This window comes from Clostridium sp. LIBA-8841, from assembly GCF_057782475.1.
Genome location: NZ_CM173488.1, coordinates 1,301,404 through 1,315,047, shown reverse-complemented (window position 1 = coordinate 1,315,047; position 13,644 = coordinate 1,301,404). Strand labels below are relative to the sequence as shown.

Annotated in this window: 9 protein-coding genes; 4 read left to right on the top strand and 5 right to left on the bottom strand. The window is 29.1% G+C overall.

Features of this window, described 5'->3' with window-relative positions:
• The first annotated feature begins 107 nt into the window (after positions 1–107).
• Genes AC2A4K_RS05595 through AC2A4K_RS05585 form a run of 3 tightly spaced genes read left to right on the top strand, consistent with a single transcriptional unit; the run spans position 108 to position 2,067 of the window.
• Positions 108–671 (top strand): accessory gene regulator AgrB, encoded by a 564-nt coding sequence (locus tag AC2A4K_RS05595; RefSeq protein ID WP_322503950.1) that lies wholly within the window; start codon positions 108–110, stop codon positions 669–671.
• Between the two features lies 1 nt (position 672).
• Positions 673–795, top strand: a complete 123-nt coding sequence (locus AC2A4K_RS05590; RefSeq protein ID WP_322503951.1) for a hypothetical protein — start codon at positions 673–675, stop codon at positions 793–795.
• Entirely contained in the window at positions 796–2,067 is a 1,272-nt protein-coding gene (locus tag AC2A4K_RS05585) for a sensor histidine kinase (protein ID WP_488458842.1), read from the top strand.
• Positions 2,068–2,119: 52 nt separating this feature from the next.
• Here AC2A4K_RS05585 and AC2A4K_RS05580 read toward each other — a convergent pair whose 3' ends face one another.
• Both AC2A4K_RS05580 and AC2A4K_RS05575 read right to left on the bottom strand, forming a co-directional pair.
• Positions 2,120–2,689 (bottom strand): GNAT family N-acetyltransferase, encoded by a 570-nt coding sequence (locus tag AC2A4K_RS05580; RefSeq protein WP_322503953.1) that lies wholly within the window; start codon positions 2,687–2,689, stop codon positions 2,120–2,122.
• Between the two features lie 200 nt (positions 2,690–2,889).
• Entirely contained in the window at positions 2,890–4,146 is a 1,257-nt protein-coding gene (locus tag AC2A4K_RS05575) for an MFS transporter (RefSeq protein WP_322503954.1), read from the bottom strand.
• Positions 4,147–4,636: 490 nt separating this feature from the next.
• On the opposite strand from AC2A4K_RS05575, the gene alr reads away from it, so the two are divergent.
• Positions 4,637–5,797, top strand: coding sequence for an alanine racemase (alr, locus tag AC2A4K_RS05570; protein WP_322503955.1), 1,161 nt, complete (start codon positions 4,637–4,639; stop codon positions 5,795–5,797).
• A gap of 355 nt (positions 5,798–6,152) precedes the next feature.
• Here the strand turns inward: alr and AC2A4K_RS05565 are convergent, their stop codons facing one another.
• The 3 genes from AC2A4K_RS05565 to AC2A4K_RS05555 all read right to left on the bottom strand — a co-directional run bounded on the left by AC2A4K_RS05565 (position 6,153) and on the right by AC2A4K_RS05555 (position 13,623).
• Positions 6,153–6,347 carry a hypothetical protein gene (locus AC2A4K_RS05565; protein WP_322503956.1) on the bottom strand — a complete coding sequence of 65 codons (195 nt, stop codon included), beginning with the start codon at positions 6,345–6,347 and terminating at the stop codon, positions 6,153–6,155.
• A gap of 98 nt (positions 6,348–6,445) precedes the next feature.
• Positions 6,446–6,925: a hypothetical protein gene (locus tag AC2A4K_RS05560; protein WP_322503957.1), complete on the bottom strand. Its 480-nt coding sequence runs from the start codon at positions 6,923–6,925 to the stop codon at positions 6,446–6,448.
• Positions 6,926–7,308: 383 nt separating this feature from the next.
• Positions 7,309–13,623, bottom strand: coding sequence for an alpha-N-acetylglucosaminidase TIM-barrel domain-containing protein (locus tag AC2A4K_RS05555; protein ID WP_322503958.1), 6,315 nt, complete (start codon positions 13,621–13,623; stop codon positions 7,309–7,311).
• Positions 13,624–13,644 lie beyond the last annotated feature (21 nt).

Below are 13,644 nucleotides of genomic sequence, written 5' to 3'. Positions count from 1 at the left end.
AAAAAAAGGACTAACCTATGTAAATTCCTTGTTTTTTTATTATAATGTAACCATATTACATTTACTTAAATTCTATACAACAAAAAAATATATAAGAGAGATTTTTTATGAGAAAATTTTTAAAATCTGCTGTAGAATATTTATCCAAAGATCTTGATTTGGATAAAGAACTATTAGAACAAATTCAATATGTTGTCATTGTATTAACTTTTGAATTTATCAAATGTGTTTTAATTTTGTTGATTGCTGGAATACTAGGATACTTTAAGGAAAGTTTGATAGTAATTACAAGTATGTGTTTTATAAAGCCATTTATTGGTGGTTATCATGAAGATACTCAACTTAAATGCTTTATAGCTACTTTAATTATAACAACTAGTATAATTCTACTTACTATTTTTAGTAAATTAGATTTTTTTAGTATTGTCATCTTAAACTTATTTAGTATTTTTAGTATTTATAATAAAGCTCCAGTAATAGATAGTAGATTTCCATTGACTAAAGAAAATTTAATTAAAAGAAATAGAATAATAGGTGTTACAAATTCAATTATACTTTTTTTTGTAGCCTTAATATTCTTTAAAACTTCATGGATTTCTCAAACAATAACCTGGACTTTATTAATACAATCAATATTATTATTTAATAAATATAAAAGGGAGGAATTTTAAAATGAAAAAAACATTATTTTCAATGTTAGCATTATTAACAACATTCACTATTAGTGCAGGAACTGCTTCTTTCGCGACTATAGGAGTAGAAGAAATGCCTGAGTCAATGAAAAAGTCTAGATAAATGCATATATCTTTAACTTTAGCTGATATGATAAACTCTTTTTTACAATGTGTAATATTTATAAACACAATAAATTTATGCAGTAAAAAAGAATGTAAAAAACCAAAGTCTAAAATGTTATTTTATATATTGTTGTTATGGATAATAATATCCATAACAACTTTTTCCTTAGGAAATTCTAGTGTTGCAACTTTAATTTTGCATTTGGTAATGTTAATAATGGGAGGATTAATATATAAAAATGATTTATTAGCTGCTGGCATTGGGTTCAGTGTAGTTTATGCTTTTATTGTAATAACATTAATAATTTCATCTTTTATATATAATATTCTCTGCCAAAACATTCTAGTAGTAAAAGAAAATAATATATTCTACATACTTATTATGTATTTTCCACAGTATATTCTTTCTTTTTTAATTTTATCTAAAGAGAAATCTATATACTTAATTTATAAAACTATAAAATCTAGAAATAGTTCAATCATCTATTTAATACTTTGTACTATAGTATTAGACTTTATAGTTTCATTTAATGCGATTATTAATGCAAAAGATAATCCATTATTCAAAGAAATACTATTGATTTTATTATTCTTGTTTATAATATTTATTATAATATATTTTTCTAGTATAGAAAAAAAATCAAAAAAAATTGATCTATTAAATGCAAATTTAGAAGAAAACATTAATTCATTAAAAAAATTAAAGCATGATTATGGTTCTCAAATTTCTTATTTATATGGATTACACCTTATGGGGAACCATGAGAAACTAGGAGAATTATTAAAAAACATAATTAATGGAAATGATAATATTCTTAATAATGTTATTATTTCTGATAGTACTTCAATTATATCCATGATAGTGAATACGATTAACTTAAAGGATATTACTGTTTTAATAGATGAAAATGCTAATATTTCAGAAACTAACGTAAATGAATTAGATTTTCAACGCATAGTCTCTAATATCTTAAGAAATGCTGTTGAAGTATTAAATGGTAATGGTTTAATAAAAATCAATACTTATTATAACTTTAATTATTTTGTGCTTAAAATACAAAATAACGGCCCTAAGATTCCAAGTGAAATGTTAGATAAAATATTTAATAATGGATTTACTACAAAAAAAAATAGAGAAAATAATAATGGTTTTGGACTAGCTATAGTAAAAGAGTTAGTTGAATCATATGATGGTAAGATTGTTGTAAATAGTAATAGTAAACATACTGAATTTACAATTTACTTACCTATTAATAAAATAATTTTTTGATGAAAGAAACAGAATAATAAATTCTGTTTCTATTTTTAATCTATCTATACTATTATATTAGACCCTTTATTACCTCAATACCTTCTAAGGTTCTGTTTTCAATTCCTCCTGGGAATTTTTCTTCTGTCTCGAAAGCAAATCCAGCCCATCTATATAATTTAATAGCCTTGTGACTCCAAGTCTGAGTTGGGATATACATATCACAATCTCCCTCAATAGCTACCATTAGTTTTACACCTTCAGAAATAAGAGCTTTTCCTAACCCTTTTCCTTGATAATCAGGTTTAACAGCAACCCACTCCATAAATGGATGTCTTCTTTCCCCTGTATATCTCCACCAAGCTGTAAATGTAGCAATCTTTTCTCCATTTTCATTTTCTATAAATAATATTCTTCTCTCTATTTCACTTGAATATGGTATATATTTGTTTTCAAAATACTCTTTAGCGACATTAACATTCTCAAATTCTAAAACAGATGTTTCTATTTCAGCCCATGCTTTTTCATCACCTTTTTTAAACTTAACAAACTTAAATCCTTCTGGTAATGATGCACTCTTTAGCTTTGTTCCCTTTTCTCTTTTTAACACCATTCTGAAAAACTCAACACTCTTATCTAGCATAAAATTCACTCTCCTACTTACTTGTACAAATATTAAATATTTAAATTAACCACATTTTAAAGTAATCTTATTTCAAATCTCTTTATAATATTATATGAGAAACCCACTTTAATTAAATTATACTTCTAAACTAATCATAAATATTAAGAGCTTTAATATTTATTTTTTTAAACTTATTCATAGTTTAAGTTTCGCAAAGCCTATTCCATCTCCACTAAAAATTCTTCCTCTTCACTTCTTAAGACTTTTAAAAGTCTTAAACTTCCCAGTGCACAAATTAAGCTACACCCTCCAATGAATATGAATCCTCCACTATATGCCAGTTTAATGCCTAACTCAATTCCATAAATATTAGAAAAGATCATTTTGCATAGATCCACAACTACACCTACTAATAAGTTCCCTATTACTATGGCAATTCCCATAAATGTTAAAACAAAAGACATAGCTATCTCTATTTTTTCTCTAAACTCTTTAGCTATTATAGCCATAACTGTTGGATATATAGGTGCTATTCCAATTCCTGATAACATTAAAAGTAATGTTGCTCCCTTTCCTAAAAGTATCCCTATTATAATTGAAATTCCAGCAAAAGTTGAAACTATTAAAAGTGACTTAACAAACCCTAATTTGTCTATAATAGGTCCTAAAACAAGTCTAGCTAACATAAAAAAGAAGAAAAATCCCATAAGAACTTTAGAAGCATCTTCTCCTGAAAAACCTTGAGCTTTTTCTAAGTAATTAACTAACCATCCTCCTACAGTCATTTCACAGGTAACACCAAAGGATAATATAAATGTTATTAGTAATATCTTTTTATCCTTTATCATTTCTTTAAAAGATTCTTTTATACCAACAGATTCCTCATTTTTTGACTTTGGAAATTTACCCATTAAAGTAGGTATTATTGGAATTAAGGAAAGTAATAATACAATTAAATACATTCCTCTCCATCCCAAAGCTTGTCCACCTAAATTTGAGCTCATAAGTTTTGTAGCAATTAATGGAGCTATCATAGAGCTTAATCCATAAAAAAAGTGTGATAAGTTCATCATAGTTCCTGTATTCTTAGTAAAAGCTATAGCCGCAATTACCCCTAAAGCAATCTCAAGCATTCCATTTCCAAGATACATAATGAAATATGAACCTGAAAAAAATATATAATTTGGAGCCATACCTATTAAAATTCCTGAAAAAGCCATTATTAAAAAACATAATATAGTAGTATTCTTAAGTCCTATCTTCTTTGATAAGAATGGAGTATAAGTACAAGCAATCAAATACCCTATAGAATTTAAGGCTAAAAGCATTCCCAATTGTGCTTCATTTAAAGAAAAATTATCTTGAATTCTAGGAATGGCTGGTCCTTTTATATTCTCTGATAATCCAAATACTAAGAAACCAATAAACACAGTTGCTATTAATATTATTCCATTTAAATCTCTTTTCTTTTTCATCTTATTTCTCCCTTTATGATTTCTAAATTCCGTTTAATTATATATGCATTGTTATCTACTTTATAGTGAAAATATTCTATATTAACTTGATTTTTTAGTTTAAAATACACTTTATATTCTTAGACTATGCTTCAAAGTAGTTTGATTATTGAGCTAGAATTGGGAAACCTATTAATGAGCTAATTAGAGTTTTTCATTATGCGAATTTACTTATAGATTAATAATTAATCTATAATTCTATCTTCTAAAGTTTATACTAAGTGAAACCACCACCTCTAAAAATTACAATTAGGGTGGTTCTTCATTTTATGTTACAATATCTTATAATAGTATTATAGGACTGTATTTTATTGAGTTGTGGTTCTAATCCACTATACTCAAAAATTATCTAATTATTTAGCTATGTTTTAAACTAGTGTTACATTTAAATAAAACTGTTAAATTTTTAGATAAAATTACAAAAGTTGTAGATTATTTGAGGTGTTTTAAAATGGATATATGTGTTAGACCTGTATGGGCTGAAATAGATTTAGATGCAATAGCAAGCAATATGAAAGAAATAAAAAATTTAGTCGGTAACAAAGAAATAATAGCCGTGGTTAAGGCTAATGCTTATGGTCATGGAGCTTTAGATATAGCTTCAACTCTTTTAAAAAATGGAGCTTCTAAACTAGCTGTTGCAATAATAACAGAGGCTGATGAGCTTAGAGCTTCTGGTATAACTGCTCCAATAATGATTTTAGGATATACTCCTATAAGTTTCGCTGAAAACTTAATTAATAATGAAATTGAGCAAACAGTTTATGATGTGGAATACGCTAAAGAACTATCAGAATTTGCTTTAAAACTTGGAAAAAAAGCTAAAATACACATTGCAATAGATACTGGAATGGGCAGAATAGGCTTTCTTCCAAACGAAGAAGGATTAAATAATGTTTTAGAAATTTGTTCTTTACCAGGAATTGAGGTTGTAGGATTATTTACTCACTTCTCAACATCTGATGAGGAAGATAAAACTTATACTTATGAGCAATTTTCAAAATTAAATACTTTCAATAAAGCTTTAGAAGAAAAAGGAATATACATTCCTTTAAAGCATGCTTCTAATAGTGGTGCCATAATAGATTTACCGGAAACTTATTTAGATGGCGTTAGATGTGGAATTATTTCTTATGGATATTATCCATCTGAGGAAGTAAAAAAAGAAAACTTAAAACTTAAGCCAGCTCTTACTTTAAAAACAGCTGTTGCTTTTGTTAAAGAGTTAGATGAAAATATGTATGTAAGTTACGGAAGAACATATAAAACTAAAGAGAAAAGTAAAATTGCTACACTTCCAATAGGCTATGCTGATGGATATTCAAGATTACTTAGCGGAAAAGCAAAAGTTATAATAAATGGCCAATTTGCCAATGTTATAGGAAGAATTTGTATGGACCAATGCATGATTGATGTAACTCATATAGATGATGTTAAAATTGGTGATGAGGTAATTCTTTTAGGAGAAGAAAATGGCTTGAAATTTGATGCTAATGATATGGCAGAAATCATGGGAACAATAAACTATGAAATACTTTGTATGATAAGTCACAGAGTTCCTAGAATATATAAAAAGAATAATGAAATAGTTAAAGTTAGAAACTATATTTAATATAATAAAGCTTAAATAATAGGCTATGTTTTAGCTAAAAGTTGATTTTTAGCTAGTCCTTCAGACCTAACTTAATTTCGCAAAGTATTGCTATCACCTATTCCAGAATAATAGCTAAAGCTTTTAAACTCGCTCCGCTCAAACAGAAAAAGCTTCTTAACGCTATTATTCTTACATATATGATGCAATACTAACTGCTCATTAAGATGGTCTTACAGTTCTATCTAAAAATCAACATTAGTTTAAAACACAGACAAATAATAAAACTTATAAAAATATTCCGATAATTACTAGATATTCTCTTCATACTATTTATAAGTTTTATTTTAAGTTACTTTTTTATGTAGTCTATACTTTAACCTTCTGAATGCTCTTTATCATCATTTAAAACTATTATCAAACCTAAAATTGCAAATACTACACTAGTTGAAGTGACAAATGGATTTATATCCCCCGGTATAATCCATGATGTTAAAAAAACATATATTTCTGAAAAAAATGCTCCTAAAATCGGACTTAATAAAATTATAATGTATCCTAGATAATTCATATTTGTTTCCCCCTTATTTCTTATGAATAGTTATGATACTTTTTCCATAATACCCTATCAGTTCTTTTATTTATTATGAAGTCTATTATGATATTCCCCTAAAATTTTATTTTGTGTTTTTTATTATATTCTTCCTTTTTTACAGACTCTATCTTTGTTACATAGGTCACATACCCATCTTCCCATTCTCCTGTAATAACTAAGATATGTTCTCCTAATTCAGTTGGAGTAATTATAGTATTATTAGTTACGGTATATCCTATATTCTTTAATGAATCTTCCTCTACCACCTTAATACTCTTAGGTTCCTTTGAAAATTTTAAGTTTAAGCTGGCTCCTGCTGGCACATCACTACCCTCCATTTTCTTTGCAATATTCTCAGTGCTTTGTGGATCAGCTATAACTGCTTTCCCATTTTTATTCCAATTGTATCCATTAGCTTCAAATTCAATTTTTTCATTATCATAAGTTATTTTCAAACTTGGTAGATTAAATTCATTATCTTTATTTCTCCAAATTCCATAAAAAATAAAGCTAATTAAAAATATTCCTATTAAAATAAGTATTATTTTTTTCATACTCTTCTCCTACCATTCCCAAAGAAGCCTCTATAATAATTGAATTATTTTTCATAACAACATAACAGCTTCTCTTATTGACTATTAAATATACCTTTTTAATATTTTAATTTCAAAAGAAAATTTAAATATTGAAAAAATATTTACATAATATATTTTATGTAAAATTCTACTAGATTATTACTAAATTCAATATTTTTCATTCTTTTTTTCATAAAAAATACACACCAAAAAGGTGTGTATTTTATTAATTCTAATTATATTTATTTTTATTTATTATTAGGCTATTTTTTAACTAGGATTGACTTTTAGCTACGTCTGAAGAGCTAGTTAAAAGTCAACATTCATCTAAAACATAGCCTATTATTAAAATGATTAAACTTTTATCTTTCAGTTCTTAAGGTAATAGATTCTTTTGAAGAAAGTTCTCCATTACTATATTTAGCTGCAATCTTAAAGTTGTATATAGTGTGTCTATTCAATCCTGTAAAGATGTAAGAAGTTTCATCTTTTCCTATTTCAGCTACCTCTTTACCATCTTTGTAAAGTACATATCCTTCTAATCCAAATGAATTTTCAGGTGCACTCCACTGAACAGTAATATTTTTCTTTGAAATATCAGTTGCTTCAAAATCTCTAACTGGACTTACTATAATCTCTGTAGAATCCATAGCTTTTAAAGCCTCTTCTATTACAGCTTTTAATTCATCTAAAACTTTATTTACATCTTCTGTTAATGAGTTTTCATCATTATTAACCTTTTCAGCCTCTAAAATAGCATCTTCTAGCCTTATTTTTATATCTTCAAGATTATTGAATTCTTTAAGCTTCTCTAAAACTCCATAAGCTTTTTCTATTTCTCCTATTAATTCCTCTTTATTAGGAACCTTTGAAATTTCAAATTTAGCTTCTGCCTCAGTTAAATCAGAAATAGCATTATTTACAGCTTCTTGACCTACCTCTTCATCATTCAATACTTCTTTAGCCTTTTCTAAAGCACCTCTTAATTCTTCTATAGCACTAGGAATATATACTCCTTCTGCATTTTCTAACTTACTTTCTATTGAAGTTATTATCTTCTCCAATTGACCTTTTTCAACTACGTTTACTGATTCTATGAAAGTATCTAAAGCCTCTTTTAAAGAATTCGTTATATTTCTAACCTCTTCTGAAGTTGTAGAACTTTCAAATCCTTCTTCTGCTATTCTTATAGCTTCATTTAAAGCATCTAAATCTTCCTGATAATACTGACCATTTCCATTTCCAACAACTGCATTTTCTGCTTTTTCCTTAGCTAAAAGTAACATTGATTTATATGCAGTTTCAGCACTTACAGCATCATAGTATGAATCTAAAGCATTCTTTAATTCTTCATAAGCCATGTCTATTTCACTTTGTGAAACTTGTTTCTTATTGTAAACTTCTTTAGCCTCATCATTTTCATTTCTAAGCTTTTGAACTTCCATATTAACTATAGCTTTTTCATTGTAATTCATACTATTCATAATCTCTGGTAATATTTCATTTAGTAAAACATCAACATCACTTATTAAAGTTGCAAGTTTAGTTCTATTTATTTGAACAAATCCTTTATAGAACTCATTTAAAGCTGTCTTTAAATTATTTATAACTTCCTTAGCTTCTTTTGAGTTTATATCATTTCCTAAAGCTTCTTTAGCTTGCTCTATAGCATTTCCAAGTGCTTCTTTAGCCTCAGCAGTATAGTTTCCTGCCATATCTCCAACTACTGCACTATTATATATATCCTCAATAACTCTTATATAAGAAGCAAGACTTGAAGTAGAATCCCCTTTGTAAATTCTAATTTCTCCAATCTTAACATCCTCATTACTAAAATTAACTCTTACAAATCTTCCTATTTGACCTGATTTTAGTATATTAGAATATACAGCTTTGTTTTCTTCATTATCATTCTCATCTACTAAGTTTGTCCACTCTGTTCCATCATTAGAAGATTCTATAGAATACTTTAATGAAGAGCTTCCTTTACTTAATATCTCTATTGCTGATATATCCTTTTCTTTACTTAAATCAAAGGTTACAGCCTTTTCTTCTCCTTGTTCTGGAATCCAAAGAGTATTTTCATCTCCATCTCTTAAATTATTTATTTCAGAATTATTCGATGTTGCCTCAACCTTAGTTTCTTCTTTCATAGCTAAATTTTCTGGTATGGCAAATACATTTAATTCAGCTGCTGAAGCGAAGCCACCAACGCCTTCTAAAGCTACAAGTTTAACATGAGTTGCCTTTGTACTATCAAATTTTAATGTTTTTAAGCTTCCACTCTCATCCCAAGTTCCCTCTGAAACTTTTCTAAATTCATTGCCATCATTACTTACATGAAACTCATACTTAGTTATATTTCCATTTTTATTGCCACTTCTCGGAAGATAAGTAAACTTATTAATTTCATAACTTCCTCCAAGCTCTAAAGTTATACTTTGTGGTAATGCTTCTACAGGAGAATATTTTGTATGCCACATAGTATTTTCTTTTCCATCAATAGCAAAGCTTGCTAACCCTTCATTTCCTACATTAGGATGCTCTGAAGTTGCTGTTGCTTTCATATTTCCTTGTGGTAATGCTATTGAAGCTTGTTCTCCTTTATTTACGACTTCCTTAGCCATAGCCTTAATCTCTGCAATGGCCGCCCATGCTGCTGGATATGATCCACCTGGTGCTTTTCCTGTAATAGTAGCATGTATCTTCCTTATTTCTTTTCCTACAGGTATTTTATATGATTTTTCATTATCTTCTGTATTTGAAGTCATATCTAATACAGTCTCTCTATTTCCGCTTTCATCCTCTACTTCAACTTTAAACTGGAATCTAAAGCCTGCTTTTTCAAAATGAAGTTCTAAGAAATCAACAAAATTATTTTCTTCTAAATCAATTGTAGCATTTGCTGGAACTGCTCCATTAGCACTTATCCAAAGTGAACTTAAATTACCATCTGTAATATTTGATAGAGGATTTCCTCCTTGAGAAGGAGAACCACTTACTGATTTATTTTCTGCTATATTTACATATTGAACAGGCTTTTCCTTAGACATAGCTTTTACTTCTGCTATAGCTGCCCAAGCCCCTGGGTATTCACCACCTGCTGCTTTTCCAGTCATAGTAACATGTATTTTATTTATATCTTTTCCTACAGGTATTTTATAAGACTTTTCATTGTCTCCTTTATTTGAAGTCATATCTAATACTTTCTCTCTATTTCCACTTGCATCCTCTACTTCAACTTTAAACTGGAATCTAAGTCCTGCTTTTTCAAAGTAAAGTTCTAAGAAATCAACATTTTCTGTTCCTTGTAAATCTATAGAAGCAGTTGCTGGAGTTTGTCCTCCATTACTTACCCAAAGAGAATTTAGATTGCCATCTGTAATATTAGATAGTGGTTTTCCACTCTCTGATTCTGATCCAGCAACTGGCTTACCTAAAGCAACGTTAGTATATTCATCTACTGACTCTTTTCCTTCATATACCATTATTTCTGCTAATTCTGGTATTGTATATGATGGACTTAAACTTAAATCTACATCTGTCAATGTAACTCTAACTTTTTGTGCTTTACCTTTAAAATCAACTTCCTCAATAACACCTTTATTAGAATAATCCTCTGATTTATCTGATACTGTTACCCATTGTCCATTTTCATCCATGATTTCTACTTTGTATGCAACAGCTCTATCTCCAGCTTGATTTCTAAAAGCAAATTCTATTCCATCTACAGTTTTAACTCCTTCTAAGTCTACAATTACACTTGCAGGGTATCCCTCTCTATCAGCAACCCACATGCTTCCTGTGTTTCCATCTGTAATATTACTTAGAGGACTAGCTTCATTAGATCCATGAGTTTCACTGCTTACAGGCTTTCCTAAAGCAATATTAACTCTTTTCTCAACTTCACCTTCACCTAATATTTTATCCATATTAGTTACTGAATAGCCTTCCATAGCTATCTTAGCAAGTTCACCTAAATTTTCATTAGAAGCCTCTGTTGGATAAAGTTTATCTGTATCACTTTTCTTATTTACCCAATCATACTCCATCTTGAACCAATCTATATTAGGTGCCTTAGCTCCACCATCTAATTCTGTTTGTAATCCATTTATCCATTTTTCCCATCTAGCATAGTAATAATCCTCTGTTAATCCTGACCATTGTCTATTAGAATAGTCTTTAAGTCCACCACTATTAGCATTATTTCTTGATCCCCAAGTTGTTACCAAGGCTCTAGCATTAAACTCAAATAAGTCTTTAGTCCAATCATCAGCATCCTTAAGCATTGTTCTAGCATCTTCAATCCAATTTCCTATCAAAAATTCAGGTCTACTTGATAATACTCTCTCTTGAAGCTCTACAAGCTCTAAGAATTTTCCTGAAACAAATCTAAACTTATCTGAATCGCCATTATTGTAAGCATCACACATAACAGCATAATATTCTTGAGCAGAGTTAGCTAATAATTGTTTTAAAATATCTGCAAAATCATAAAGGAAAGCATCACTTTCTTTAAATTCATCATAGTTATTTGCAAAAATTTCAATAGCTTTTTCAAACTCACTCTTATCATAAACTATTTTTGAATGTCCCCAAGTTGAAGCACTTTGTATTCCAAATCCTGGTCTTGCATTTATAATAGACTCAGCCGCACCTTGATAATAATCATTTCTCTTCTTATAAGCTGTATCTAATATAATATTCCAAGCCTCTATAATTTCTTCATTTACCTTACCATATCTTCTTTCAATGTAGTCCTGAGTCCATGTTCTGAAATTTATTTGGTCTCTTGTCCAAGCCATATCAAATAAAAGTTCATATGCTAAAGGATTAGTATTTATAGCCTCTGGTGTAATACCTATACCAATCATATTTTCTGAATTTGCTAAGGCATTAGGAATCTCTGTAGCAAGTTTTTCTGGCGCTGCATCCATTCCCATTCTTCCACCAAAGTTGTGAAGCATATTCCAAACCCAAGGTAAGTCTCTATCCTCTAATCTCTTCCAGTCTGGACTTACCTCTGAGAAAAGATCTAAAACTATAACTTGGTCCTTCTTAGTTAATCCTTCTAATTTATTATTACTAGGATTTCCTTGCCAGTTTTGAATAACCCAAACTGCTTCATTATCATGTTCTATCATCTTATCTTGAATTATTTGATATATTCTTCCGTTATCTAATCCTCCAGTATTTCCTCCTTCATGGAATGGATCTACTCCATAGAAGTCAGTTACATCTCCAAATACTTCTTTTTGCTTTTTATAGAAAACATCTGCAACTTCTTGAAAATAATCTCTTTCTCCTTCATTCACATATGTTTTAAGCATGTCTGGTCTATCGAAACCACACCATCCTCCTTGAGAAATAGTTTGTGCTTCTGGATTTTTCTCCCTAAAATCTCTTGGAACCATACCTGAATATCCTTGTAAGACTGGACTTATTCCATAGGATTGCATTCTATCATGAAGCTTTCTTCCAAGTTCTGCTCTTTGCTCAAACCAATCATTAGGAAGTGGTCCTCCAAATCCAGTCATATTTTGCATATAGAACCAAGCAAAATATGCAGGTCCTGAAATAAATTCTTTAACCTCTTCATCACTATATCCAAACTCATTTAAAGTTCTTCTTAAAACCTCTTCTTGTCCAATTATATCTAAGACTAAATTTACTCCATTCATTGCACACCAGTCTAAGAACTCTTCATATTGCTCCCAATCCCAGAAAGCCATTGTATAAGAATAGGTACAGAAATTTAATGCATATCTATGTTCATATGGAGTATCTATAACTACCTTTTCTCCAACACTTGGCATTGTTTCAGGCATTTTTAAATTAGACTCCATTATTGGATTATAACTAACATTACAATAATTTTTTAAGTAATAATTAAACCCTGATGCTAATGAAACTCCATTATTTCCTTTTATTAAAATCTTTCCATCCTGTGAATCTGAAACTTCAAAAACATCATTACCATTAATCTCTTCTCTAAGTTCAAAGGTAAAGTTATCAACATACTCAGCTCCAATTACTCTACTGACTAAACTCTTAATCTCATTTATTGTTTTTTCCTCTGCATATCCTTTATCACTTTCAAATTTTTCATACTCTGTAGCCCATTTTGTTTCACTAAAATTAGATGTAGTGATTGGAGCTAATTCTGATAAACTTTCTCCTGTTTTCTTTCCAAAAACCTTAATTTCAGCTATATTAACCTTGTCATTATTACTATTTTGAACAACATCGATTCTTAATTTTCCAGCTCTAATATTATCGATGTTATGTGTATCTCCATTATTATCAGCTACTTTCTCATCATTTTTATATGCTATTTTATTGAATGTTTCTCCATCCTCTGAAGCATATATATTATATTTATAGGAAGCACCTACATTATTAAATATTTCTATTTTAGATAATTCATATATCTCTCCCAAATCAATTTCTATCCATCTATAGTCATTTGAAGACTCCCAATATGTTGATACATCTCCATCAATGACTAAGTCTGCTGTGTTCCCTTCTGTATTCCCCTTAGCAGTAACCGTAACCCCTTCTGTAATCTCAATTCCAGTAGATGCAAAAACTTTTACTGAACTAGGATTAACTAACCCTAATAAAAAAGTACTAGTTAAAGCATATGCCATTTGTTTTTTGAATTTTTTGCTAAACAAAATCTCTTCCCCCTAAACTAA

Excerpts from the sequence above, each read along its gene's own strand:
- alr (WP_322503955.1), top strand. The coding sequence starts at position 4,637 with ATGGATATATGTGTTAGACCTGTATGGGCTGAAATAGATTTAGATGCA.
- AC2A4K_RS05580 (WP_322503953.1), bottom strand. The coding sequence starts at position 2,689 with ATGCTAGATAAGAGTGTTGAGTTTTTCAGAATGGTGTTAAAAAGAGAA.
- AC2A4K_RS05590 (WP_322503951.1), top strand. The coding sequence starts at position 673 with ATGAAAAAAACATTATTTTCAATGTTAGCATTATTAACAACATTCACT.
- AC2A4K_RS05585 (WP_488458842.1), top strand. The coding sequence starts at position 796 with ATGCATATATCTTTAACTTTAGCTGATATGATAAACTCTTTTTTACAA.
- AC2A4K_RS05565 (WP_322503956.1), bottom strand. The coding sequence starts at position 6,347 with ATGAATTATCTAGGATACATTATAATTTTATTAAGTCCGATTTTAGGA.
- AC2A4K_RS05595 (WP_322503950.1), top strand. The coding sequence starts at position 108 with ATGAGAAAATTTTTAAAATCTGCTGTAGAATATTTATCCAAAGATCTT.
- AC2A4K_RS05560 (WP_322503957.1), bottom strand. The coding sequence starts at position 6,925 with ATGAAAAAAATAATACTTATTTTAATAGGAATATTTTTAATTAGCTTT.
- AC2A4K_RS05575 (WP_322503954.1), bottom strand. The coding sequence starts at position 4,146 with ATGAAAAAGAAAAGAGATTTAAATGGAATAATATTAATAGCAACTGTG.